This window comes from Sulfitobacter sp. THAF37 (assembly GCF_009363555.1).
Lineage (GTDB): Bacteria > Pseudomonadota > Alphaproteobacteria > Rhodobacterales > Rhodobacteraceae > Sulfitobacter.
Genome location: NZ_CP045372.1, coordinates 2,135,297 through 2,156,893, shown reverse-complemented (window position 1 = coordinate 2,156,893; position 21,597 = coordinate 2,135,297). Strand labels below are relative to the sequence as shown.

The 21,597-nt window shown below is 65.8% G+C and carries 26 protein-coding genes and 1 tRNA gene; 11 read left to right on the top strand and 16 right to left on the bottom strand.

Annotated features, from left to right (window positions below):
- Window positions 1–75: 75 nt before the first annotated feature.
- Complete coding sequence (locus FIU94_RS10560) at window positions 76–417, top strand: hypothetical protein (RefSeq protein WP_216643272.1); 342 nt, start codon at window positions 76–78, stop codon at window positions 415–417.
- Here FIU94_RS10560 and FIU94_RS10555 read toward each other — a convergent pair.
- Window positions 320–589: a DksA/TraR family C4-type zinc finger protein gene (locus FIU94_RS10555; protein WP_152465763.1), complete on the bottom strand. Its 270-nt coding sequence runs from the start codon at window positions 587–589 to the stop codon at window positions 320–322. The two genes, FIU94_RS10560 and FIU94_RS10555, sit on opposite strands and share 98 nt — an antisense overlap.
- A gap of 110 nt (window positions 590–699) precedes the next feature.
- Between FIU94_RS10555 and FIU94_RS10550 the strand changes: the two genes are divergently transcribed.
- On the top strand, window positions 700–1,875 hold the full coding sequence (locus FIU94_RS10550; protein ID WP_152465762.1) for a dipeptidase: 1,176 nt from the start codon (window positions 700–702) through the stop codon (window positions 1,873–1,875).
- On the opposite strand, the gene FIU94_RS10545 is transcribed toward FIU94_RS10550, so the two are convergent.
- From FIU94_RS10545 to FIU94_RS10535, 3 genes are all read right to left on the bottom strand, one after another.
- Complete coding sequence (locus FIU94_RS10545) at window positions 1,876–2,844, bottom strand: Gfo/Idh/MocA family protein (RefSeq protein WP_152465761.1); 969 nt, start codon at window positions 2,842–2,844, stop codon at window positions 1,876–1,878.
- A gap of 127 nt (window positions 2,845–2,971) precedes the next feature.
- Window positions 2,972–3,868: an RNA polymerase sigma factor RpoH gene (rpoH, locus tag FIU94_RS10540; protein ID WP_152465760.1), complete on the bottom strand. Its 897-nt coding sequence runs from the start codon at window positions 3,866–3,868 to the stop codon at window positions 2,972–2,974.
- 197 nt (window positions 3,869–4,065) lie between these two features.
- Window positions 4,066–5,097 carry a pseudouridine synthase gene (locus tag FIU94_RS10535; RefSeq protein WP_152465759.1) on the bottom strand — a complete coding sequence of 344 codons (1,032 nt, stop codon included), beginning with the start codon at window positions 5,095–5,097 and terminating at the stop codon, window positions 4,066–4,068.
- Between FIU94_RS10535 and FIU94_RS10530 the strand changes: the two genes are divergently transcribed.
- Window positions 5,096–5,398 (top strand): DUF6476 family protein, encoded by a 303-nt coding sequence (locus FIU94_RS10530; protein WP_152465758.1) that lies wholly within the window; start codon window positions 5,096–5,098, stop codon window positions 5,396–5,398. The genes FIU94_RS10535 and FIU94_RS10530 overlap by 2 nt on opposite strands.
- A gap of 150 nt (window positions 5,399–5,548) precedes the next feature.
- Here FIU94_RS10530 and FIU94_RS10525 read toward each other — a convergent pair.
- A tRNA-His gene (locus FIU94_RS10525) sits at window positions 5,549–5,625 on the bottom strand.
- 68 nt (window positions 5,626–5,693) lie between these two features.
- Complete coding sequence (locus FIU94_RS10520) at window positions 5,694–6,176, bottom strand: GNAT family N-acetyltransferase (protein WP_152465757.1); 483 nt, start codon at window positions 6,174–6,176, stop codon at window positions 5,694–5,696.
- Between the two features lie 80 nt (window positions 6,177–6,256).
- On the opposite strand from FIU94_RS10520, the gene FIU94_RS10515 reads away from it, so the two are divergent.
- Window positions 6,257–6,454, top strand: a complete 198-nt coding sequence (locus FIU94_RS10515; protein WP_152465756.1) for a DUF6324 family protein — start codon at window positions 6,257–6,259, stop codon at window positions 6,452–6,454.
- A gap of 3 nt (window positions 6,455–6,457) precedes the next feature.
- Here FIU94_RS10515 and FIU94_RS10510 read toward each other — a convergent pair whose 3' ends face one another.
- The gene (locus FIU94_RS10510) at window positions 6,458–6,946 is read right to left on the bottom strand and encodes an MmcB family DNA repair protein (protein WP_254702512.1); all 489 of its coding nucleotides are present in this window, start codon (window positions 6,944–6,946) and stop codon (window positions 6,458–6,460) included.
- A 96-nt stretch (window positions 6,947–7,042) separates the two neighbouring features.
- On the opposite strand from FIU94_RS10510, the gene FIU94_RS10505 reads away from it, so the two are divergent.
- The 3 genes from FIU94_RS10505 (at window position 7,043) to FIU94_RS10495 (ending at window position 9,836) form a co-directional block, all read left to right on the top strand.
- The gene (locus tag FIU94_RS10505) at window positions 7,043–8,356 is read left to right on the top strand and encodes a hypothetical protein (RefSeq protein ID WP_152465755.1); all 1,314 of its coding nucleotides are present in this window, start codon (window positions 7,043–7,045) and stop codon (window positions 8,354–8,356) included.
- Window positions 8,353–9,108 (top strand): hypothetical protein, encoded by a 756-nt coding sequence (locus tag FIU94_RS10500; RefSeq protein WP_152465754.1) that lies wholly within the window; start codon window positions 8,353–8,355, stop codon window positions 9,106–9,108. The genes FIU94_RS10505 and FIU94_RS10500 overlap by 4 nt, the downstream gene beginning before the upstream one ends.
- 443 nt (window positions 9,109–9,551) lie before the next feature.
- Window positions 9,552–9,836, top strand: a complete 285-nt coding sequence (locus FIU94_RS10495) for a hypothetical protein (RefSeq protein WP_152465753.1) — start codon at window positions 9,552–9,554, stop codon at window positions 9,834–9,836.
- Between the two features lie 15 nt (window positions 9,837–9,851).
- Here the strand turns inward: FIU94_RS10495 and nusB are convergent, their stop codons facing one another.
- From nusB to FIU94_RS10470, 5 genes are all read right to left on the bottom strand, one after another.
- Window positions 9,852–10,325: a transcription antitermination factor NusB gene (nusB, locus tag FIU94_RS10490; protein WP_152465752.1), complete on the bottom strand. Its 474-nt coding sequence runs from the start codon at window positions 10,323–10,325 to the stop codon at window positions 9,852–9,854.
- On the bottom strand, window positions 10,322–10,873 hold the full coding sequence (locus FIU94_RS10485; RefSeq protein WP_152465751.1) for a 6,7-dimethyl-8-ribityllumazine synthase: 552 nt from the start codon (window positions 10,871–10,873) through the stop codon (window positions 10,322–10,324). The genes nusB and FIU94_RS10485 overlap by 4 nt, the downstream gene beginning before the upstream one ends.
- Window positions 10,874–10,876: 3 nt before the next feature.
- Complete coding sequence (ribB, locus tag FIU94_RS10480; protein WP_152465750.1) at window positions 10,877–12,001, bottom strand: 3,4-dihydroxy-2-butanone-4-phosphate synthase; 1,125 nt, start codon at window positions 11,999–12,001, stop codon at window positions 10,877–10,879.
- A 153-nt stretch (window positions 12,002–12,154) separates the two neighbouring features.
- On the bottom strand, window positions 12,155–12,721 hold the full coding sequence (locus FIU94_RS10475; protein WP_152465749.1) for a hypothetical protein: 567 nt from the start codon (window positions 12,719–12,721) through the stop codon (window positions 12,155–12,157).
- Window positions 12,718–13,305 carry a riboflavin synthase gene (locus tag FIU94_RS10470; protein ID WP_152465748.1) on the bottom strand — a complete coding sequence of 196 codons (588 nt, stop codon included), beginning with the start codon at window positions 13,303–13,305 and terminating at the stop codon, window positions 12,718–12,720. Before FIU94_RS10470 ends, FIU94_RS10475 begins: the two co-directional genes overlap by 4 nt.
- A gap of 130 nt (window positions 13,306–13,435) precedes the next feature.
- On the opposite strand from FIU94_RS10470, the gene FIU94_RS10465 reads away from it, so the two are divergent.
- The 3 genes from FIU94_RS10465 (at window position 13,436) to FIU94_RS10455 (ending at window position 18,021) form a co-directional block, all read left to right on the top strand.
- The gene (locus FIU94_RS10465) at window positions 13,436–14,728 is read left to right on the top strand and encodes a capsule biosynthesis protein (RefSeq protein ID WP_152465747.1); all 1,293 of its coding nucleotides are present in this window, start codon (window positions 13,436–13,438) and stop codon (window positions 14,726–14,728) included.
- A 114-nt stretch (window positions 14,729–14,842) separates the two neighbouring features.
- Window positions 14,843–15,973, top strand: coding sequence for a polysaccharide biosynthesis/export family protein (locus tag FIU94_RS10460; protein ID WP_152465746.1), 1,131 nt, complete (start codon window positions 14,843–14,845; stop codon window positions 15,971–15,973).
- Window positions 15,974–15,978: 5 nt separating this feature from the next.
- On the top strand, window positions 15,979–18,021 hold the full coding sequence (locus FIU94_RS10455) for a capsular polysaccharide biosynthesis protein (RefSeq protein WP_152465745.1): 2,043 nt from the start codon (window positions 15,979–15,981) through the stop codon (window positions 18,019–18,021).
- Window positions 18,022–18,030: 9 nt separating this feature from the next.
- Here FIU94_RS10455 and ribD read toward each other — a convergent pair whose 3' ends face one another.
- Both ribD and nrdR read right to left on the bottom strand, forming a co-directional pair.
- Complete coding sequence (gene ribD, locus FIU94_RS10450; RefSeq protein ID WP_368407125.1) at window positions 18,031–19,134, bottom strand: bifunctional diaminohydroxyphosphoribosylaminopyrimidine deaminase/5-amino-6-(5-phosphoribosylamino)uracil reductase RibD; 1,104 nt, start codon at window positions 19,132–19,134, stop codon at window positions 18,031–18,033.
- On the bottom strand, window positions 19,131–19,598 hold the full coding sequence (nrdR, locus tag FIU94_RS10445) for a transcriptional regulator NrdR (RefSeq protein WP_152465744.1): 468 nt from the start codon (window positions 19,596–19,598) through the stop codon (window positions 19,131–19,133). Before nrdR ends, ribD begins: the two co-directional genes overlap by 4 nt.
- A gap of 187 nt (window positions 19,599–19,785) precedes the next feature.
- Here nrdR and FIU94_RS10440 point away from each other — a divergent pair, with 187 nt between their 5' ends.
- On the top strand, window positions 19,786–20,457 hold the full coding sequence (locus tag FIU94_RS10440) for an SDR family oxidoreductase (RefSeq protein ID WP_152465743.1): 672 nt from the start codon (window positions 19,786–19,788) through the stop codon (window positions 20,455–20,457).
- Window positions 20,458–20,463: 6 nt separating this feature from the next.
- Here FIU94_RS10440 and FIU94_RS10435 read toward each other — a convergent pair whose 3' ends face one another.
- Both FIU94_RS10435 and FIU94_RS10430 read right to left on the bottom strand, forming a co-directional pair.
- Window positions 20,464–20,886: a secondary thiamine-phosphate synthase enzyme YjbQ gene (locus FIU94_RS10435; RefSeq protein WP_152465742.1), complete on the bottom strand. Its 423-nt coding sequence runs from the start codon at window positions 20,884–20,886 to the stop codon at window positions 20,464–20,466.
- A gap of 132 nt (window positions 20,887–21,018) precedes the next feature.
- Window positions 21,019–21,465: a hypothetical protein gene (locus FIU94_RS10430; protein WP_152465741.1), complete on the bottom strand. Its 447-nt coding sequence runs from the start codon at window positions 21,463–21,465 to the stop codon at window positions 21,019–21,021.
- Window positions 21,466–21,597: the final 132 nt, after the last annotated feature.

Below are 21,597 nucleotides of genomic sequence, written 5' to 3'. Positions count from 1 at the left end.
CCTGCAGAGAAATTGGTGCTGAACCGCCGACCGCCCTGCCGGGTTGAGATGTGCAGTGGCGAAGGCGCAGGAAAAATGAACCTGATGATCAGGAACCTATACAGAACCCATTTCAGGAAACGCCTGCTGCGCGTGCTGATCTGGGTGCGGCTGCATATTCCGCCGGGTCTGCGGCTGATCCTGGGCGTCCTGCTGATGATCGGCGGCGTCTTCAGCATCCTGCCTTTTCTGGGTCTGTGGATGCTGCCCGCAGGGTTCTATGTTGCGGCGCTGGACATTCTGCCCCTGTGGCGCTGGATGCGTGGACGGCGGCGGCCGGTCACTTCAGTTGCGAATCCTTCGATCCACGCCGATTTATCCCACCCCGCGTCTGAGCCTTTGACGCCCGCTCCTGGGCACAATCCACACAAAGTTTGACCCCCGGCAGCGCCTCTCGTCGGCGTTGGGGTATTTCCTCTTCGCATTCCGCGCAGTGGGTCAGGCTTTCGCCCGTCGGTTGCCTGCGCGCCCTGAGCCGCGCCAGCTCGTCGCTGATCGAGGCTTCGATCTGTTCCGATACAGCGCCGTCGCGCGCCCATCCTCCGGCCATGTTCGTTCCTCCGCTCTCGCGGCAAGGATAGCACGGCAGGGCGCCACGTCACCCTTTGACTGTCACAAAGTGCTGTTAGACTGCGCCTGATATTTGCCGAAGGAGACACCATGCGTATCATCAAGCGACTTCTTGCAGCCCTCATTGTACTGGTCGTGATCGCGCTGGTCGCATTTTTCGCCTTCGCCCCGGGATTCGTGGAAAAGGCGCGGAACGCCGTGCTGCCGCATGATCCCTACCCGGTGTCCGAAGCGGCACAGCAGTTGCACGACCGGCTGATCATCGGCGACCTGCATGCCGACCCCCTGCTGTGGAACCGCGACCTGTCCCGGCGCGGCGACTACGGACAGGTCGACATCCCCCGCCTGCTGGAGGGCAATGTGGCTGTGCAGGTCTTTACCGCCGTGACCAAATCGCCCGCCGGTCAGAACTACGAGGAAAATTCGGCCGAAGCTTTCGACAACGTCACCTCGCTGGCCATCGGCCAGCTTTGGCCGCCGCGCACCTGGACCAGCCTGCTGCAACGCGCGATCTATCAGGCCGAGAAACTGGAAGCCGTCGAGGCCGCCCTGCCCGACCAGTTCCGCATCATCCGCACGCGCGCCGACCTGGACAGCCTGCTGGCCGACCGTGCGGCAGGTCAACAGGTTGTTGGCGGCATTCTGGGAATCGAAGGGGCGCATGCGCTGGAGGGTGACATCGCGAACCTCGACAGGATCGAAGCGGCAGGCCACCGGGTCATCGGCCTGCACCATTTCTTTGACAACGCCCTGGGCGGGTCGCTGCACGGCAAGGACAAACAGGGGCTCACAGACTTTGGCCGCGCGGTGGTGCGCGAGGTGGCGCAGCGCGGGCTTGTCCTGGACCTTGCCCATTCCAGCCCGGCGGTTGCCCTGGAAGTAATTGAAATCACTGATATTCCGCTGATCGTCAGCCACAGCGGCGTCACCGCCCACTGCGAAACGCCGCGCAATCTGCCGGACGATGTGATGCGCCAGATTGCCGCCACCGGCGGTGTCATCGGCATGGGCTATTGGGATGAGGTCACTTGCGGCGACTTCACCCCCGCCGGGGTTGCCAAGATGACGCGAACCGCCGTCGACCTGCTGGGCGCGGACCACGTGGCGCTGGGGTCGGACTTTGACGGCTCGGTCACGACCGCTTTCGACACGTCAGAACTGGCGGCGCTGACGCAGGCGCTTCTGGACGAAGGGCTGAGCGAAGATCAGATTGCCAAGGTCATGGGCGAAAACATGGTCCGCGTGTTGCGCGCCCGCCTGAAGTGATCAGGCCTTGCCCGCGGCATAAACCATGTCGATCATCCGCTGCGTGCCCTGGCTGAACTCCAGGGCACAGGGGTAATCTTCGCCCTGCAGAACGCTGCGCCCAAAGGCTTCGACCTGCAGCACGTAGTGGTTCACGTTCGCAAACCGCTCAACGGTGCGGGTGCCGACCTCGGTCTCAAGATGCAGCTCCGCCTGATCGAACACGCCCGCGTTGAACGGACAGGTCAGGCGCAGCACCCCCTTGTCCCCGTGCAGCACCACCTCCTGCCGGGGCGCCATCCGGGTGGAAACCATGGCGCTGTAGGTGAAATCACCGAAATCCGCGTCGATCAACGCCTTCGTATCGACCCCATTGTCCCAGTCGATCCCGGCATGGGAAATGGCAACCGGTTCCGCCCCGGTCAGCAGCCGCGCCACACCGCAGGCATAGACCCCGATGTCCGGCATGGCACCGCCCCCGGCCTGCGCCTGATTGCGGATGTTGTCCGGATCGTCGTTGAAATAGGAAAAGGCCACGCTTACATGCCGCAGCCTGCCCAGACTACCGTCCTTCAGAAGCTCCCGCGCCCGCTGCATCTGCGGGTGGTGCGCGATCATGAACCCTTCGGCGCACAGCAGACCGGTCCGGTCCCGCGCGTCGATCACAGGGTCGAAATCCGCCGCTTTCAGGCCCAGCGGTTTCTCACAAAGCACATGCTTGCCCGCATCCAGCGCCTTGATCGCCCATTCGACGTGCAGGTGGTTCGGCAGAGGAATGTAGACCGCATCGACCTCACTATCGTCCAGCAGCGCCGCGTAGTCCTGATGGACACGCAAGCCCGGCGCAAACGCCCGGAAGCCTTCCGCCTTGGCCGGCGAAGACGTGGCCAGCGCGGCCAGTTCGGCCCCTTTGGCAGCATGGATGGCCGGGGCCATCTCCTGCCTGGCAAAATTGGACGCCCCCAGGACGCCCCAACGCAAATGGGTCATATCCGCCTCCACTGATCTTTCCGCGGGACCTTAGCGGACTGGTTTTGCGGCACAAGTTCGCTTGGCAGGATCCGGGCACAATGCCCCCGCTGCCGGGGCGGCGGGGGCAGGACGTCGGACCGGCGGATCAGGCGTCCACCGTCATGCCCTTTTCCCGGGCCAGGTCGCGCATGCGTTTCTGCAGCTTTTCAAAGGCCCGCACCTCGATCTGGCGGATGCGTTCGCGGCTCACGTCATATTGCGCCGACAGATCCTCCAGCGTGACGGTCTCGTCGCTCAGGCGGCGCTGGGTCAGGATATCCTTCTCCCGGTCGTTGAGGACCTCCAGCGCCTCCGCCAGCATCTCGCGACGGGTCTCCAGCTCGTTCCGTTCGGCGTAATCGCCCGCCTGGTCCGCGCCCTCGTCCTCCAGCCAGTCCTGCCATTGCATCGTGCCTTCGCCCTCGGTGCCGACAGTCGCGTTCAGCGACGCATCGCCGCCCGACATCCGCCGGTTCATCGAGATCACCTCGTCCTCGGTCACGCCCAGCTGCGTCGCGATTTCGGTCACGTTCTCGGGGCGCAGATCGCCATCCTCCAGCGCGCCGATCTTGTTCTTGGCCTTGCGCAGGTTGAAGAACAGCTTCTTCTGACCCGAGGTCGTGCCCAGTTTCACCAACGACCAGGACCGCAGGATGTACTCCTGGATCGACGCGCGGATCCACCACATGGCGTAGGTCGCCAAGCGGAACCCCTTTTCGGGATCAAAGCGTTTCACCGCCTGCATCAGGCCCACGTTCGCCTCCGAGATCACCTCGGCCTGCGGCAAGCCGTAGCCGCGGTAGCCCATCGCGATCTTTGCGGCCAACCGAAGGTGGCTGGTGACCATCCTGTGCGCGGCTTCCGTGTCCTGCTCTTCCACCCACCGCTTGGCGAGCATGTATTCTTCCTCGGGCTCCAGCAGGGGAAACTTGCGAATCTCCTGCATGTACCGGTTAAGACCGCCTTCAGGAGTCGGTGCCGGCAGGTTTGCATAATTTGCCATCAATTGTCCCTTTCCCAGTCTCGGGGGGCCTGTTCTCGCGTGATGTTTAAGCCCTTAACATGCATATGGTTAGCGCACACATCTGTTTCAAGTCGACGCCATGCGGTTTTTCACCCCATCTGCCGTTCGGCGTTAAGAATGGCACAAGATAGGTGAAGGAACAGTTATCTTTCAAACCGGTCACGACCTTGTGCGCGTCATCCCGCCGTCCGCAGCCGGTCCAGCAGTTCCGCCATGTCGGCGGGCAACGGCGCCTCAAAGCGCAGGGCCTCGCCCGACACCGGGTGCGTGAACCCCAAAACGGCGGCATGCAGCGCCTGGCGCGGAAAGGCGCGCACCGCATCCGCCACCGGCGGTGGAAGCGCCCCCTTGGGCAGCTTGCGCTTGCCGCCATAGGTGGGATCGCCCACCAGCGCATGGCCCGCATGGGTCATGTGCACCCTGATCTGGTGGGTCCGCCCGGTCTCGAGCCAGCATTCCATCAGCGCCAGCACAGGCGGGTTGCCGTAGGTTTCGACCCGGCGCGCGCGCGTCACCGCGTGGCGGCCACCCTGGAACAGCACCGCCTGCCGCTGCCGGTCGGTCCGGTGCCGCGCCAGCTGAGTCGTCAGCTTCAGAATATCGCCCGGTTCGAAAGACACCCCCCTGACCCCCCGCAGCCGCGGATCGCCGGCCAGGGGCACACCGTAGACAAGCGCCTGATAATACCGCTCCACCGTGTGCTTTTCGAATTGTGCGGCCAACCCGTGATGCGCCGCGTCCGACTTGGCGACCACCAACAGCCCGCTGGTGTCCTTGTCGATCCGGTGCACGATGCCGGGCCGCTTCATGCCGCCCACGCCGGACAGATCATCGCCGCAATGGGCCATCAACGCGTTCACCAGCGTGCCCGACGGCGTGCCGGGCGCCGGGTGCACCACCATGCCCGCTGGCTTGTTCAGCACCACCAGATCCGCGTCTTCATGGACGATGTCCAGCGCGATCGCCTCCGGCAGGATATGGCTCTCCTCGGCCTCCTCCACCCCGATGTCCACCTGCGCCCCGGCCGCGACCTGCGCACGCGCGTCGCGCACCACCTGTCCGTCGATGCGGACCGCCCCCTGTTCGATCAGCCGCGCCAGCCGGGTGCGCGACAGCGCCGCATCCTCTGGCACATCGCGGGCCAGCGCCTTATCAAGGCGCGGCGGCGGGCTTTCCGCCAGAATAAAGGTGATGGTCCGGTGCGACATGAATGAACCCGAAAAAGAAATTGGCGAACCGGCTAACCTGCGGTTCCTGCGGCGGCTGGTCACGGTGCTGACCGTGGTGATGATCTGCGGCGTTCTAGTGGTGATCGGCCTGCTTGTCACCCGCCTTGGACGCAGCGCACCGGTATTGCCCGCCAGCATCAGCCTGCCCGGCGGCGCCACCGCCCGCGCCTTCACCCAGGGCGACGGCTGGTATGCCGTGGTGACGGATCGGGACCAGATCGTGATCTTCGACCGTCTCACCGGCAAAATCACCCAAACGGTCGAGGTTACACCCAACTGACTTCTTTATGCCCCAAATACCTCCGGGGTTTGGGGCAGCGCCCCAAGGCTCGCCATCAACGCAACCGCCGGGCACGGGCCGCAACCGCGCCACGGGGCGATGCCGTTCGGCAAAGGCCTCGAACTTTCTCTGCGCGGTGGGGGGCGGGGGTGGTACCACCTCCTGGTCTCGAACCAGGGACCTCTTGATCCACAATCAAGCGCTCTAACCAACTGAGCTAAGGCGGCACTGGGGCCGATTTAGCCAAGCGGACCACGGATTGCAAGACCCAAGGTCTGCAATCCACACAGCAGGTTCACAGGCCGATGGACCAATGCTGTTCCACGTTCGGCTGACCAAAGGACACCACCGGCGCAGTGCTCTCCAGCGTCCAGCCATTGCGGGCATAAAGCGCACCCGCCGCCCGGTGCGACTCGTGCGTCCAAAGCACCATGCGCCGGTATCCGGCCTCTCGGGCAAAGCCCATGCAGGTCTCCAGCAGCCGCCGCCCCAGCCCCTGCCCCCGGGCCTCGGGCGTCAGCAGAAACAACCGCAACTTCGCCGTTTCCGCATCGAGCCGCACACAAAAGATCGACCCCAGCCGCTGCGCCCCCGCCTGCGCAATCCATCCGCGCTCGCGCCCCGGATCGCTCTGCGCCAGAAAGTCATCAAGGATGCGCGCCACCAGCTCGCCAAAGCTGTCGTCGAATCCCTCGTCCCGCGCATAGTGAACGGCATGCTGCTCCACCAGCCAGTCCCGGTCCTCGGCAGCGAATCTGCGCAGTTCGATGTTGTCCATTCCGTCCCTCCGCGCGGCTGACGCTTGCCAATCGGGCCCCGCCGGGATAGCCCTGCTTCCCATCATCGGCGGAGAACACCATGGGAATCAACACGGAACGCGACATCGAGGCTAACCTGCAGATCGGACCGACCGACGCGGGCATGGTGCGGCTTTTCGTCGAAGGTGGCGGCGTTGAGTTGCCGATGGACTTCACCCCCGAGGAAGCCGTGGAAATCGCCGAAGAAATCATGGCCGCGGCCCACCGCGCCAGCGGCGGCAAGGGCAAGAAGCGTTAACCTCTACCCCCAATCCGGCAGCATGTCCGGGTCGCGCAGCATCTGCAGCCTGCGCGCCGCGCAAAAGGCGAACTTCTGCACCATGACCTTGCGCCGTGCGGGGGCCAGCCGGGTCTCCGGCCCCATGCGCACGATCTCGGCGCCATAGGCGTCTGCGATGATCAGCCCGGTCTCATCCGGCAGCAATTCGGTCGGAAAATCGGCGTCCACCGCCCAGAAGAACCGGTCGGCCCACTCAAGGTAGCCCTCCCATTTCCGGTCCGAGGTGTAATCGGCGCGGGAGGATTTGCACTCCACCACCCAGACCTCGCCCTTCGGGCCCAGCGCCATCACATCCACCCGCAACCCGCGCGCCGGGACCAGTTCCTCCACGCAGGCAAACCCATGTCCTGCCAGGTGCCGGCAGACCCCCCGGGCAAGAAGCTGGCCGGGCTGCGGGGCGGGCGGCGGCGGTGACAGGTCGATCTGGGTCATACGGAAAATAATGAACATTTCGTGAACATTTGCAACCCCCCTGCCCCGGCAATGGCAAAACCCGCCCGGCAGCCCTATCTTGAGCTCTGGTGGACCCAGCAGGGAGCGGCGGGAATGGATGAACGGCAACCGATGAACCAGACACAGGCGCGCGGCGTGCGCTACGCCCGCGAGCTTGAAGGGCATCTCAGCTGGCTTGACACCTTTTCGGGCACCGCGCTTGGCGTGCTGGCCGTGGCCTCGGGGATCTATACCTATCTCGGGGTATCGTCGCTGCTGGACGACAACGGCGCGATGTCCGCCTTTGCCGCCATTGCCTATTCGGTCGCCGTCTCCGTCGGCATCTTCGTCTTCTGGTCCTACATGCTGCGCCTGTTTCCCGCCGTGCGCACGGCCCGCGCCCGTGCGGGCCTTCTGGGGGCGATGGGGCTGGGATCCGTCGCCATCGTCGCCATGTCCAGCTGGCTGAACGCCGCCGCGCTGGCCGGGTCGGCGGCAGTCGAACAGCATCTGGCGGAAACGGTTCAGGACTATCAGGGCTCGCTGGAGCGCGCGCACGAGATCGCCCTGTCGGCGCAGGGTCTGGAACGTGACGTCGCCCGCGTGCGGCAGTCCTTCGAGGACCTGAGCGAACAGGAGGCCACAGGCAACCTGTCGGGCCTTGCAGGGCGCGGGGCCGTGTTCCGCGTTCTGCGGCAGAAATCCTCGGAACTGGCGGCACTCGAAGCGCAGATCGCGACCCAGACCCCGCTGGTCGCCACCGCCTTTGCCGAGGGCAACCAGATTCTCAGCCGGATGCGCGCGCTGACGGTGGAACCCGGCCCGGTCGAGGCGCGATCCGTGGAGTTTTCCGAACAGGCCGTGCGGCTGGCGGGGCTGATCACCCAGTTGCGCCAGCTCTCCGTTGCTTCGCTGGTGGAACGCGCGGCCCAGGATCTGTCCGCCTCGGTCGTGCTGCCGGAACTCGACGCGAGCAGCGCCGAGAACCGCACCGCGCAGGGCGCCACCATCACCTCCGTGCTCGAAGTCCTCGCTCAGCGTGCCACCACGCTGGAACGTGCGGCGCAGGCGGTGCTGGCCATGCCGCCCCCGTCCGAGACGACCTATACCCCGGTCTCCAGCGCCGATGCTGTGATCCTCTATGCCCGAAACTTCGTGCCGTCCTGGGCCGGGGCCATCGCCATCGACCTGTTGCCCGCGGTGCTGGTGCTGATCCTGGCCATCACCCAGAGCGCGATCCGTTCGGGCCGCGAGGGCGCGGCGATCGAGGATACGCTGACCCTGGCCGAAATCCGCGCCGCCCTGACCGTGATGCGAGAGATGGATGAGACAGCCCAGGCCACCCGCACCCCGTCCGCCCCGGCATCGGCGGCGCCTGACGCCGCGCCAAAGGACACGGTGCGTGTAACCCCGCTCAAATCCACATGAGCACCGCCCGCCGCAACCCTGTCGCCCGCGTCCTGACGGGCATCCTGATCTTTCAGCTGGGGCTTGGCGTGTTGCTGTTCTGGGGCGATCTGCGCGATGGCCTGCGGCTGCCGGGCTTCGGCCCCCGCGCGCCGTCGCTGACCGAACCGATCCGCCCCGGCGACCAGACCCGCCGCTACCGGCCCGACCGCGCCCCCGCACCGGGCCGACCGATGCCCGATACACCGTTGCCCGACAGGCTGGTCCTGACCGCCATAGAGGCGGGGCGCCGCATCCTTCTGGAAGGCGCGATCAGCGAAGGCGACGCCGCGCGCATCGCCCAGCAGATCGAAGAGCTGCCGCAGGTGCCCGACCGGGTCATCCTGAACTCGCCCGGCGGATCGGTCCGCGATGCGCTGGACCTGGGCCGCAGCCTGCGCACCGCCGGTCTGGACACCGCCCTGCGCGACGGCGACATCTGCTATTCCGCCTGCCCCTACGTGCTGGCCGCCGGGGTCAACCGCGACATTCCCGAAGGCGGCTCCGTCGGCGTGCATCAGCATTATTTCGGCGAAAGCACGATCCTGCCCGCCTTTGTCGCGGTGGAGAACATCCAGCGCGGGCAAGGCGAGGTGATGGCGTATCTCGACAGTATGGGTATCGACCCGCTTGTGATGCGCCATGCGCTTGTCACGCCGCCTGACGAAATCTACGTGCTGCTGCCGGAAGAGCTGCGCGCCTACGGTTTCGTGCCGGAAATCGACGGGGATTAGGGCACGCCCCCTTGTCGCTGCGCCGTTGCGGCTCTATCTCAGGGCTGTGGCGGGTTCTGCCCTGTTCGTGTGACGTAGCATTCCAGTGGCCTTAAGCAAATCCTAGGGAGCTGGCTCTGTCCGGGCCCTGGTCCGGTTATCTGGCGCCCACCTGTAGTAACAGGTCCCCGGGAATCAAGACTGACCGGCAGGTGCGGTCCCGTCACACCTTTCTCTTTCTATGCATCTCAGCGTGCCGGACGGCGGTGCCGCGCGTCGCCTGTCCGCAGCGCGTCGCGCGATACTTTGCGGTCTGTTTCCGCTGCAGGTTGCCAGTGCCTGACGGCCCATGACGGCATCGAGACAACGCAGTTAACCCAATTTTAATAAATTCATCTCTATCTCGACCCAGGCCGTGCACCCCGGATAGGGGTGACGCGGCGATGCTACCAACTGGATATTACATGAAAAATATGATGCCATTTCAACGCCGTAGCTTCTGCGCGGTCCTACTCGTCACTCTCGCAGGCTGCGCCATTCCGGCCACGCCGATCGTGTCGGAATTCAACGGCGACAGCGTGACAATCGTGACGTCCGCTTTCGCCGATCCCGCCAGCGTCAAGCAGAAGACCCAGGAAGAGGCGTCCCGCATCTGTGCCAAGGGCCCGAAGAAACGGGCCGAATATGCCTCGACCAGGACGAACCAGCAGACCTATGAACAAAGCCACCTGTTCCTGTGCCTGAACTGACGTCCGGCGCCCGGTTCAGAACGCCTCTGGCCGGGCCTCGCGCGCCATGTGGTCCAGCACCGCATTCACGAATTTCGGTTCTTTCCCGTCGGGAAAGAACGCGCGCGCCACGTCGACGTATTCGTTGATCACCACTCTCGGGGGTGTGCTGTCGTCCCGGAACTCCGCCCCGGCGGCGCGGAACAGGGCGCGCAGCGTGGGGTCGATCCGCGCGATCGGCCATTTCGCCACCAATGCACGATCGGTCATCTGGTCGATCCCGGCCTGATGATTCACCGCCGTTTCGATGACATAGGCGAACAGGTCGATATCGCCGTCCAGCATCTCGTCGCCTTCGTAGACCGCGCCGAAGCGATGGTCGAGGAATTCGCGGCGCACCATCTCAACCGTCAGGTTCGAATGTTCCATCTGGAACAGCGCCTGCACGGCATAAAGCCGCGAGGCGGACTTCATCTTGCGTTTCTGGTTGCCCGACAGTGAGGTGTTCATGCGATGCTGTTTCCGTCGGTCTCCCCCGCCAACAGCGTATCCTCGCCGCGCGGTTTGAAGCCGATGCCCTTGCTTGTTTGCGCCCACTTACGGGCGAGCGCGATCAGATGCAAGGCCGCCGCGGCCGCGCCGCCGCCCTTGTTCTGGCCGGCGGGGTCGGCGCGCACTTCGGCCTGGGCCCTGTTCTCGACCGTCAGGATCCCGTTGCCGATACACAGCCCCTGCAATCCCAGCAACTGCAGCGCGCGGGAGCTGTCGTTGCAGACGGTTTCATAGTGCGTCGTCTCGCCCCGGATCACGCAGCCCAGCGCCACGTAGCCGTCGAAATTGCTGCGCCGGTCGCTGATCCCGATGGCGGTGGGAATTTCCAGCGCGCCGGGCATTTCGACCACATCGTATTCCGCGCCCGCCGCCTCCAGCTCTGCCTTGGCACCGTCCAGCAGCCCGCGCGCGATGTCGCTGTAATAGGGCGACACCACGATCAGCACCTTGACCGGCCGGTCAAAGCTCGGGCGCGGCAGGACGGTATGTTCTTCGGACGACGCCATGATCTATCTCTCCGTGATGGGGCGTGTGCCCACGATTTCAATCGCATAGGCATCAAGGCCCATGTACCGGGTCTCGGGATTGTCGGTCAGCAGCACCAGCTCGTGCAGCCCCAGCTCGGTCAGGATCTGCGCGCCAAGACCGGTGCGTTTGACGGTCCGGGGGCCTTCGTCCTCGTCCTCGTCCAGCCGCAGGCGCGGATAAGGGTCTCGGAACAGGACCACCGCGCCGCGCCCCTCCTCCGCGATGATCTGCATCGCCCGCGGCAGTTCGTCGGCGGGGCTTGGCCCCAGGCCCAGAATGTCTTCCAGCGCATTGATCGCATGGGTGCGCACCAGCACCGGCTCGGGCGTGGTGATGTCGCCCTTGACCAGCACGACATGGTCCGTGCCGGTGATCTCATCGGCAAAGATGCGCATCTCCCAGGTACCGCCGTAGGCTGAAGTCACCTGCCGCACGTCCCGCACCATCAGCAGGTTGTCGTGTTTGTGGCGATAGGCGATCAGATCACTGATCGTGCCGATCTTGAGCCCGTGTTTCGCGGCGAACGTGACCATGTCGGGCAGCCGCGCCATGGTGCCGTCCTCCTTCATGATCTCGCAGATCACACCCGAAGGGTGCAACCCCGCCAGACGGCTGATGTCCACCGCCGCCTCGGTATGGCCCGCCCGCACCAGCACCCCGCCGTCGCGCGCGCGCAGCGGAAAGATATGCCCCGGCGTGGCGATATCCGCCTCGCCCGCCTGTTCGTCGATCGCCACCGCAACCGTGCGGGCGCGGTCGGCGGCGGAAATGCCTGTCGTGACCCCCTCGCGCGCCTCGATGCTGACGGTAAAGGCCGTCTCGTGCCGCGCTGAATTGTTCACCGCCATCATCGGCAACCCCAGCTTTGCCACCCGCTCTGCCGTCATCGGCAGACAGATCAACCCCCGCCCGTGGGTCGCCATGAAATTGATCGCATCCGCATCCGCATGCACCGCCGGGATCACCAGGTCGCCCTCGTTCTCGCGGTCCTCGTGATCGACCAAGATGAACATGCGGCCCCGGCGCGCTTCGGCGATGATTTCCTCGATCGGGGAGATGGCAGATGCAAGCTCCGCTTCCACGGGTCCCGGTTTTTCGTAGTTCATCACAAGTCCTCACCTCTGGCAGGCCACCACATAGCCCAGGCGCAAAGGCTTGACCAGACTGCGCTCCGCCCCGCTTCTTTATGCTGCAAATACTCCAATCCGGCCTATGCCGTCCCAAACCGCCGACAGCAACAGGGCGGGACCTGCGCGCGCTCAGGAGAAGTAGCGCGCAGCCTCCACATAGCCCGCCGCCCGTGCCGCCGCCGTCCAAGCCCGTTCCATCCCGGTATCTCCCACGATCAGCACCTGATCGCGCAGAAGGCCGCGCGCGCCGATCACATCGCCAAGGTGGCTGCGCATCTCGCTCCAGCTGTCGGTGAACTTCGGCGCGGGCGCGGCGGCGTCCAGCACCGGGTTCGCCGCCGCCATCAGCGTCGGCGTCAGCGGCGCATGGACCAGCGCCAGCTTGTCCGCCCGCTCCAGCATGGCAAGCTTGTCCGCCCGCGCGACCGGCATCTGCGGCGCTTCGGCCCGCACGACCCGCAGCGCGTTCGAGGAAAACAGCAGCCCCGTGATGTCGCGCCCCGTCGCCTTGCGCACCGCGGCATAGGTCGGGTAATCCAGCCCCAGCGCCCGCGCTCGCGCCACATGCATCCGGACCACCATCAGCGGGATCGCCTTGGGCATGGCCGCGTCGCGCGCCTTCTGCCACTGAAAGGTCCGCCACCTGTGGCCCCCCTCCAGCGTCGGACCCTGGTTGTGACCGATCCCCGCCGTCATGACATTTCCCCCAGCCGCGCCACATAGCGCGCCAGCGTGTCGATCTCCAGATTGACATGGTCGCCCACCGCCACGTCGCCCCAGGTGGTCGCCGCCTTGGTGTGAGGGATGAAATTGATGCCGAAATCACAGCCGTCGACGGCGTTCACCGTCAGCGACGTGCCGTTCAGCGCCACCGACCCCTTCGGCGCGATGAAGCGCGCCAGCGCCTCGGGGGCACGCAGAGTGACGCGCGTGCTGTCGCCTTCATCCGTCAGGGCGATCACCTCGGCCACGCCGTCCACATGGCCGGACACGATGTGTCCGCCCAGTTCGTCGCCGACCTTGAGCGCGCGTTCCAGGTTCAGCCGCTTGCCCGGTTGCCAGGTGCCCAGATTGGTCTTGTCCACCGTCTCGGCACTGATCTGGACCTCGTACCAGTCGGGCCCAAGCGCCACGACCGTCAGGCACACGCCGTCGCTGGCGATGGAGGCCCCCATGTCGATCCCGTCTGTCGCGTAGCCCGTCTTGATCCGCGCGCGCAGGTCGCCCTGCTGCTCCAGCGCGACAACGGTTCCGATGTCGGTTATGATCCCTGTGAACATGGCCCGCTCCTTGACTGTTCCGCTACCCGAGGTAGCGCCACACCGACCGGACAGCAAGTGTCACCGACGCCACATTTTCGCCCCCATTGCATGGCAGGACAGCCGCAACCGACGATGCCAGAGGATTCACATGCCGCCCGTCGCCCCCGAAACCAGGGTGTTCCTTTTCCTGCAGGGACCGCATGGCCCCTTCTTCAACCGCCTGGGCAAGATGCTGCGCCTGACGGGGGCGGAGGTCTGGCGCGTGGGGTTCAACGCGGGCGACCGGGCCTTCTGGTTCCACCCGCGCAGCTACATCCCGTTTCGCGGCACCGCGGCGGACTGGCCGCGGACGTTCCGCACGCTCTTGACGGAAAAGAGCGTGACCGACATCGTGCTCTATGGCGACACCCGACCGATCCATGCGCAGGCGGTGGCAGAGGCACGGACGCGTGGCCTGACGGTACATGTGTTCGAGGAAGGGTACATGCGGCCCTATTGGGTCACTTACGAACGCGGCGGATCGAACGGCAACTCGCGCCTGATGGATATGACCATTCCCCAGATGCAGACGGCACTTGCCAATTCCGACATGGAGGCGCCCCTGCCCCCGGGCCACTGGGGCGACATGCGCCACCACATCTTCTATGGCGCCCTGTACCATTGGTTCGTGATGTTCCGGAACGGTGACTACCGCAATTTTCAGCCCCACCGCAGCCTGCCAGTGACCAAGGAATTCCAGCTCTACCTCAAACGGCTGATGCTGATGCCCGCCCTGGCGGCGGACCGGCTTGCGGCGACCTTGCGGATCAGGTTGGGCGGCTTTCCTTACCACCTGGCGCTGCTGCAGCTGGAACACGACAGCGCGTTCCAGATGCATTCGCCTTTCGACACCATGAGCGACTTTCTGGAACTGGTGATCGACGGCTTCGCCAAGGGCGCGCCGAAACATCATCATCTGGTGGTCAAGGCGCATCCGCTGGAAGATGGCCGCGTGCCGGTGCGCCGCGACCTGAAACGTCTCGCGCGAAAGCTGGGCGTGGCGGACAGGGTGCATTACGTGCGCGGCGGCAAGCTGGCGCAGCTGCTCAACGATGCGCGCAGCGCGGTCACGGTGAATTCCACCGCCGGGCAGCAGGTGCTGTGGCGCGGAATTCCGCTCAAGGTCTTTGGCCGGGCGGTCTATGCCAAGCCGGAATTCGTCTCGGACCAGCCCCTGCCCGAGTTCTTTGCCCGTGCCAGCCGGCCCGACAACAGGGCCTACAAGGATTTCCGACGCTATCTGCTTGAAACTTCGCAGATTCCCGGCGGCTTTTACGCCGCACGCGGACGGCGGCAATTGCTGCGGCAGGTGGTGGACATGATGCTGGCGTCCGAGGACCCCTACGAGGCGCTGGAACTCGGGACCGCGGCCCCAAGGCAACAGTTGCGCGCCGTTACCTGAGCCAAACTGCCTGAACATCTGGATTTTCGGCACGGCCTGACGTAGCCTGACCCCAAATACGCCGAAAAAACCGGCGAATTCGAGGCAGATAAAACAGGTCGAGGAGACCGGGCAGTGAAAACCAGAAAATTTCGGTGGGCGCGCCCCATCGCGGTGCTTGCGGCGCTTGCAGTACTCTCATCCTGCGGCTTGCCGCAGGCAGGTCCGAACAAACGGCAGATCTTCTCAGGTTCCGTGCAGAAGGAAGGCGATGCCTTCGTCGTCTCCGTCAATGACCGCGTGACCCGCGCCACCGGCGTGGTTCCTGCGCTGGGATTCTCCGACGCCTTCAAGAACGCGGCGCAGCTTGGGTCCGATACGATCCGGCCCGGCGACGTTCTGGGCATCACGGTCTACGAGAACGTGGACGATCCGCTGCTGGGCGTCGAAGGCGCCCCCGCCACCCTGCTGGAAGAAGTGCAGGTCGATGGCGCAGGCTTCATCTTTATCCCCTACGCGGGGCGCATCAAGGCGGCGGGCAACACCCCCGACGCAATCCGCCGCATCATCACCAACCGTCTGGGCGAACAGACCCCCGATCCGCAGGTCGAGGTCCGCCGCGCGCCGGGCGACGGCTCTACCGTGTCGCTGGTCGGCGGCATCGGCGCGCAGGGCGTCTACCCGATCGAGCGGCCCACGCGGACCCTGTCGACGATGCTGGCCCGCGCAGGCGGCGTGGCGATCGAGCCTGAAATCGCGCAGATCACCGTCATCCGTGGCGGCATGCGGGGCAAGATCTGGTTCCAGGACCTCTATGAACACCCCGAGCTGGACATCGCCCTGCGCGCGGGCGACCGCATCCTGGTCGAGGCCGACACCCGTGCCTTTACCGCCTTGGGCGCGACCGGCGGCCAGGCGCGCGTCCCCTTCGAGACGCAGAACCTGTCGGCGCTGGAAGGCATCGCGCAGGTCGGCGGCCTGAACGCCGGCCTTGCCGACCCCACCGGGGTTTTCGTCTTCCGCAACGAACCCGAGGAAATCGCCGAACAGGTCCTGGGCCGCAACGACCTGCAGGGTGTGCAGCGCATGGTCTATGTGCTGGATCTGACGCAGCCCAACGGCATGTTCATGGCCCGCGATTTTGTCATCCGGGACGGCGATACCATCTATGTGACCGAAGCGCCCTTTGCCCAGTGGAGCAAGGTCATTTCCGCCATCACCGGCACCGCCGGGTCGGCCGCGAGCCTGACCTCGCTCACGGAATGACCTGAATGGCTCTCGGGCCGGAAACCTATGACACCCCCGCCGCCGGCCCTGAAAAGGACCGGCGGCTTTTCGTCTACAACGGCGGTTTCCTGACCCAGCGCCGGGTGCGCCGCATCCTGCGCCTTGCGGGCTATTCGCTGCACCTTGGCCTGCCGCGCGATGGCGATCACGTCGCGGTCTGGGGCAATTCGCCCACCGCGCACCGGGGCCTGTCGGTGGCGCAAAAGCGCGGCGCGCCGGTGGTCTGGATCGAAGACGCGCTGCTGCGGTCGGTCCATCCGGGGCGCACCGGCGGCGAGCCGCCGCTGGGCCTGCTGATCGACCACAAGGGCCTGCATTTCGACCCTGCCCAGCCCTCAGAGCTGGAAGACATCCTTGCCTCCCATCCGCTGGACGACACCAACCTGCTGAACCGCGCGCGCGGCGCCATCGCCCGGATGCAGGAGGCGCATCTGACCAAATACACCGGGTTCGAACCGGAGGCCGAGGTGCCCGCCCCCGGCTATGTGCTTGTGATCGACCAGACGCGCGGCGATGCCTCCGTCACCGCCTCGGGGGCCGACCGGGCCCGGTTTCTGGAAATGCTCGTCTTTGCGCAGGAAGAACACCCCGGCTGCCCCGTGGTGATCAAATCCCACCCCGAGGCGACGCAAGGCCAGCGCGCGGGATATTTCGGCCCCGAGGACACCAATGACCGGGTGCGCCTGCTGGAGGCCCCGGTCAGCCCCTGGAAGCTTTTCGAAGGGGCGGTGGGCGTCTATACCGTGTCGTCGCAACTGGGGTTCGAGGCGATCTTTGCCGGGCACAAGCCGCGCGTCTTTGGCCAGCCCTTCTATGCGGGCTGGGGACTGACCACGGATGAGTTCCCGGTGCAGCGCCGTCAGCGGGCGCTGACCCGCGCACAGCTCTTCGCGGCGGCGATGATCCTTTACCCCAAATGGTACGACCCCTACCGGGACCGCCTGTGCCCGCTAGAGGACGCGATGGAGACATTGGCGGCGCAGACCCGCGCCTGGCGCGAGGATCACCACGGCTGGACCGGATCCATGATCAGCTTGTGGAAGCGCAAGCCCCTGCAGCGGTTCTATGGCCGCACCACGCCGATGGTGTTCGACGACGACCCGGCCCGCGCCCGCGCCGCCGCCCCGCGCCGCTGGCTGGTCTGGGCGGGCAAGGCACAGGTGGGCCACGGGGATGCCTGGCGGATCGAGGACGGATTTCTGCGCTCGCGCGGGCTGGGGGCTGAACTGGTCCCGCCCCTGTCGCTGGTCTGCGACGACCTTGGCATCTACTATGACCCCGCCCGCCCCAGCCGGTTGGAAAAATGGATCGAACGCCGGGCGGACTTGCGCCCCGACCAGCACCGACGCGCGCGCGACCTGATCGACGCGATCCGCGACGCGGGGTTGAGCAAGTACAACCTGACCGGCGCCGCAGACCTGTCGACGCTGCCCAAGCGGCGGCGCATCCTCGTGCCCGGACAGGTGGCGGACGATGCCTCCATCCGCACCGGCACGGACGCGGTGCGGACCAACGCGGACCTGTTGCGCGCGGTGCGGGCGGCGGAGCCCGATGCGCTCATCCTCTACAAGCCGCATCCCGATGTGGAAGCGGGGCTGCGCGACGGCGGAGAGGACGCATCCCCGCTGGCCGATCACGTGCTGCGTCATGCCGATCCGATCGCGCTTTTGCCTCAGGTCGATGCGGTCTGGACGATGACCTCGCTTCTGGGGTTCGAAGCCTTGTTGCGGGGCGTGCCGGTGGTGACGCTGGGCGCGCCTTTCTACGCTGGCTGGGGGCTGACCCGCGATCTGGGCGATGTGCCGCCGCGCAGACGGGCGATGCCGGGATTGGAAGGGCTGGTCCATGCCACCCTGATCGACTACCCGCGCTATCTCGATCCCGTGACGGGCCTGCCCTGCCCGGTCGAGGTGGTGGTGGCGCGGCTGGCCTCCGGCAGGCTGCCGCGGGCGGGCGTCGGCAATCGCGCGTTGTCCAGACTTCAGGGTCTGCTGGCCAGCCAAAGCCACCTCTGGCGCGGGCGCTGACAGGCGCGCTCAGGCGCGTTCCCAGATGTGCAGCGCATCCGCGCCCACACGGCGCGTCTCGCTCAGCGCATAGCGCGGCGCCTCGGCCAGGCGGGACAGGCCCATCGCCCCGATCCCGGGCAAGCCTTCCGCCCCGATCACCAGACCGGCGCTGAAGCCCACCAGCCGGTCCACCAGATCCGCCTCGATCAGCGATGCCGCCAGCGCGCTTCCGCCTTCGCAGAACACCCGCGTCAGCCCATGATCGCCCAGCTGCCGCAGCACATCGACCGGGTCGAGCTGCCCGCCCCGCGCCGCACAAGAAAGCAGCGTGGCCCCCAGGCCACGCCAGGTCCGCTCCAGCGTCGGGTCGACGTCCCGCCCATGACAGAGGATCAGCGGCGCCGTTGCCGCCGTCCGGGCGAGGTTGCTCAGCAGCGGCAGGTCCAGCCGGCGCGATACCACCACCCGCGCCGGTTGCCAGCCGATGCCCAGACCGCGCACCGTCAGGCTGGGGTCGTCCTTGCGCGCCGTGCCGCCGCCCACCATCACCGCGTCATGGCGTGCGCGCATGGCATGCGTGGCCCGCCGCGCCTCGGGTCCGGTGATCCACTGACTTTCGCCCGTGCCGGTGGCGATGCGGCCGTCAAAGGTCTGCGCCAGCTTCAGCGTCACCAGCGGGCGGCTCTGCTGCACCCGGCTGAAGAACCCCGCATGGTCGCGGGCGGCCTCTTTCGCCATAATGCCCTGGAAGACCTCGATCCCCGCGGCGCGCAGCATCGCGGTTCCCCGGCCGTCGACGCGGCTGTCCCGATCCTGCACCGCGATCAGAACACGCGCGACGCCCGCGTCAATCAATGCCTGCGCGCAGGGCGGTGTCCTGCCGTGATGGGCGCAGGGTTCCAGCGTGACATAGACATCCGCGCCCCGCGCCGCCGCACCGGCCTGGGCCAGCGCCTCGGTCTCGGCGTGGGGGCGTCCGCCGGGTTGGGTCCAGCCGCGCCCGACGATCCGTCCCGCCGAAACGATGACGCAGCCCACCGCGGGGTTGGGCCAGACACGGCCCTGCCCCCGCCGCCCCAGGGACAGGGCCTGCGCCATGAACCGCGCGTCGCTGTCCGCCGGGCGGGTCACTCTTCCTTGGGCAGGTCGGGACGCAATTCGGCGACGAACTTGTCGAAATCGTCCGGCGCCTGGAAATTCTTGTAAACGCTGGCAAAGCGCACATAGGCCACCGTGTCGATCCGGTTCAGCGACTCCATCACGATTTCGCCGATCTGTTTCGAGGGGATATCGGTTTCGCCCATGCTTTCCAGGCGGCGCACGATGCCGCTGATCATCTGATCAATGCGCTCGGGCTCTATCGGGCGTTTCTGCATGGAAATGCGGATCGACCGTTCCAGCTTGTCGCGGTCGAAATCCTCACGCTTGCCGGTTGTCTTGATCACGACAAGGTCGCGCAGCTGCACGCGTTCATAGGTCGTGAAGCGCCCGCCGCAAGCCGGGCAGAACCGTCTGCGCCGGATCGACACATGATCTTCCGCCGGGCGGCTGTCTTTAACCTGGGTATCTATATTTCCGCAAAACGGGCAGCGCATGAGCCATCCCCCTTTTTTACCTGCCTCACTAGTGGGGCTATCCGCCCTCTTGCCGAAACTTATAGGGGCAACGCGAGGTTTTGGGTAGTGGCGAAATGCCCCGCAAGATGTTGTGTCCAAAGCTGTGACCTGAACCCAACGCTGCGCCCATGCGTTGCCCTCCTTTACGAGCAGAAAGGACGATCCAATGACCAAGACCCTCTTCATCACAGGCGCCTCCAGCGGGATCGGTGCGGCGACGGCCAAGGCCGCCGCGGACGCAGGCTGGAATGTTGCGCTTTTCGCCCGCAGCGCGGACAAGCTGGACGCCCTGGCAAGCGACATCGGCGACACGGCGCTGGCGCTGCCGGGCGATGCCTGCGACTACGACGCGCAAAAAGATGCGATGGACAAGACAGCCAGCAAGTTCGGCCAGATCGACGCGGTTTTCGCCAATGCCGGGCGCGGCACCTCGCAGGCGGGCACCGAAAACGGCGATCCCGAGGACTGGAAAGGCATGGTGGACCTCAACGTCATGGGGGCGCTCTATACCGCGCACGCGGCGATGCCGCATCTGCGCAAGACCACCGGCCAATATGTCGTCACCGGGTCGGCGGCGGGACGCACCCACATCAAAGGCTCGATCTATGGCGCGACGAAATGGTTCATCCACGGCTTTGCCGGGAACCTGGCCGATGAAATGGCCGAATGGGGCGGGCGCTGCATGGTCGTCTCTCCGGGCATGGTCAACACCGGGTTCTTTGACGAGGCAAAGCCGGACAAGCTTGCGCCCGAAGACGTGGCAAACGCCGTGATGCACGCGCTTGATGCGCCCGCACGCGCATCGGTCCGCGAAATACACCTGATGCCCACCGGCTGAGCGGGACTACCGCCCGTCGGGCAGGAAATGCGCCGCCACCCTCCGTTGGTGGGGCGCATCGCGGTGTTCGAACAGGTACAGCCCCTGCCAGGTGCCCAGTTGCATCCGCCCACCCGCAACCGGGATGGACAGGCTCACAGGAAGCATCGCGGCCTTGATATGCGCAGGCATATCGTCAGGCCCCTCCATCCGGTGACGCAGGTAGCTCATGGTTTGATCGTCCGCTGGCGGTACCAGGCGCTGGTAATAGGCCAGAAGGTCGGTCTGAACATCGGGGTCCGCGTTTTCCTGGATCAGGATGGAGGCCGAGGTGTGGCGGATCAGCAGGGTCAGCAGCCCGTCGCCGTGCCCGGCCAGCCAGGTTTCGACCTCAGGGGTAAAAAGGTAGAGGCCCTGACCGCGTGTCGAGATGTCAAAGGTCGTCTGCATCCATTCTTCCATGCCGCGCCGCAACCCACCTGCGCCCTTTCAGGCCAGCCTGAGGGCTGCGTGTCCACATTCCCGACAGTAGCGCCGCCGCGAACCGGAGATCAACCGCGTCCGGCAGCGCCAGGTTTTCCGTCAGTACCGGCCACGCCGGAACAGAATGCTGTCGAGTTCGATCTCGTAGTCCCGGCAGAACTGATGGGCGTGGTAGACCGGCAGCCCTTCGCCCGGCACCTCCACACTGACCGAGACGGAGCGGGACGGCTGAACCGGCAGGCTGGCTGCATCCGTTGTAAAGACGACACCGACGCGACCCGCGCCGGTCTGGGAACGGCCACGGGGCGATTTGACGTAGAACCGCGTGGTCCGGGGCACGCCCAGCCGATGGATCGCATAATCCGCAGCCGCGCACCACATGCCGCGCGCCCCTTCGCCGTGGTCCTCGATCACCTCGAACGAGGTCTGGCTCAGCCCATAGACCTTGAGGTCGTTGATCGCTTCATAGGATTGTGCAGCCGCCGCAACCGGAAGGCTGCCGGTGAATAACGCCGCCGAAAGGGCGGCAGAGCAGAATATGCGCATGACACTTCCTTTGCCTGGTTCTTTGCTTGGTTTGTCTTCATTTAGATATGCCGATGCTGGGCCAAATCTAATCACACCTGTGTCACCCTCGCGCCGCGACTAGAACAACGGCACCGCGCCGAGTACTGCAAA

Excerpts from the sequence above, each read along its gene's own strand:
- FIU94_RS10520 (WP_152465757.1), bottom strand. The coding sequence starts at position 6,176 with ATGGACAACATCGAACTGCGCAGATTCGCTGCCGAGGACCGGGACTGG.
- nusB (WP_152465752.1), bottom strand. The coding sequence starts at position 10,325 with ATGAACACCTCACTGTCGGGCAACCAGAAACGCAAGATGAAGTCCGCC.
- FIU94_RS10530 (WP_152465758.1), top strand. The coding sequence starts at position 5,096 with ATGAATGAACCCGAAAAAGAAATTGGCGAACCGGCTAACCTGCGGTTC.
- FIU94_RS10455 (WP_152465745.1), top strand. The coding sequence starts at position 15,979 with ATGGCTCTCGGGCCGGAAACCTATGACACCCCCGCCGCCGGCCCTGAA.
- FIU94_RS10535 (WP_152465759.1), bottom strand. The coding sequence starts at position 5,097 with ATGTCGCACCGGACCATCACCTTTATTCTGGCGGAAAGCCCGCCGCCG.
- FIU94_RS10505 (WP_152465755.1), top strand. The coding sequence starts at position 7,043 with ATGGATGAACGGCAACCGATGAACCAGACACAGGCGCGCGGCGTGCGC.
- rpoH (WP_152465760.1), bottom strand. The coding sequence starts at position 3,868 with ATGGCAAATTATGCAAACCTGCCGGCACCGACTCCTGAAGGCGGTCTT.
- ribB (WP_152465750.1), bottom strand. The coding sequence starts at position 12,001 with ATGAACTACGAAAAACCGGGACCCGTGGAAGCGGAGCTTGCATCTGCC.
- nrdR (WP_152465744.1), bottom strand. The coding sequence starts at position 19,598 with ATGCGCTGCCCGTTTTGCGGAAATATAGATACCCAGGTTAAAGACAGC.
- FIU94_RS10470 (WP_152465748.1), bottom strand. The coding sequence starts at position 13,305 with ATGTTCACAGGGATCATAACCGACATCGGAACCGTTGTCGCGCTGGAG.
- FIU94_RS10555 (WP_152465763.1), bottom strand. The coding sequence starts at position 589 with ATGGCCGGAGGATGGGCGCGCGACGGCGCTGTATCGGAACAGATCGAA.
- FIU94_RS10475 (WP_152465749.1), bottom strand. The coding sequence starts at position 12,721 with ATGACGGCGGGGATCGGTCACAACCAGGGTCCGACGCTGGAGGGGGGC.
- FIU94_RS10545 (WP_152465761.1), bottom strand. The coding sequence starts at position 2,844 with ATGACCCATTTGCGTTGGGGCGTCCTGGGGGCGTCCAATTTTGCCAGG.
- FIU94_RS10485 (WP_152465751.1), bottom strand. The coding sequence starts at position 10,873 with ATGGCGTCGTCCGAAGAACATACCGTCCTGCCGCGCCCGAGCTTTGAC.
- FIU94_RS10430 (WP_152465741.1), bottom strand. The coding sequence starts at position 21,465 with ATGCGCATATTCTGCTCTGCCGCCCTTTCGGCGGCGTTATTCACCGGC.
- FIU94_RS10510 (WP_254702512.1), bottom strand. The coding sequence starts at position 6,946 with ATGTTCATTATTTTCCGTATGACCCAGATCGACCTGTCACCGCCGCCG.
- FIU94_RS10440 (WP_152465743.1), top strand. The coding sequence starts at position 19,786 with ATGACCAAGACCCTCTTCATCACAGGCGCCTCCAGCGGGATCGGTGCG.
- FIU94_RS10465 (WP_152465747.1), top strand. The coding sequence starts at position 13,436 with ATGCCGCCCGTCGCCCCCGAAACCAGGGTGTTCCTTTTCCTGCAGGGA.
- FIU94_RS10560 (WP_216643272.1), top strand. The coding sequence starts at position 76 with ATGAACCTGATGATCAGGAACCTATACAGAACCCATTTCAGGAAACGC.
- FIU94_RS10500 (WP_152465754.1), top strand. The coding sequence starts at position 8,353 with ATGAGCACCGCCCGCCGCAACCCTGTCGCCCGCGTCCTGACGGGCATC.
- FIU94_RS10435 (WP_152465742.1), bottom strand. The coding sequence starts at position 20,886 with ATGCAGACGACCTTTGACATCTCGACACGCGGTCAGGGCCTCTACCTT.
- FIU94_RS10515 (WP_152465756.1), top strand. The coding sequence starts at position 6,257 with ATGGGAATCAACACGGAACGCGACATCGAGGCTAACCTGCAGATCGGA.
- FIU94_RS10550 (WP_152465762.1), top strand. The coding sequence starts at position 700 with ATGCGTATCATCAAGCGACTTCTTGCAGCCCTCATTGTACTGGTCGTG.
- FIU94_RS10495 (WP_152465753.1), top strand. The coding sequence starts at position 9,552 with ATGAAAAATATGATGCCATTTCAACGCCGTAGCTTCTGCGCGGTCCTA.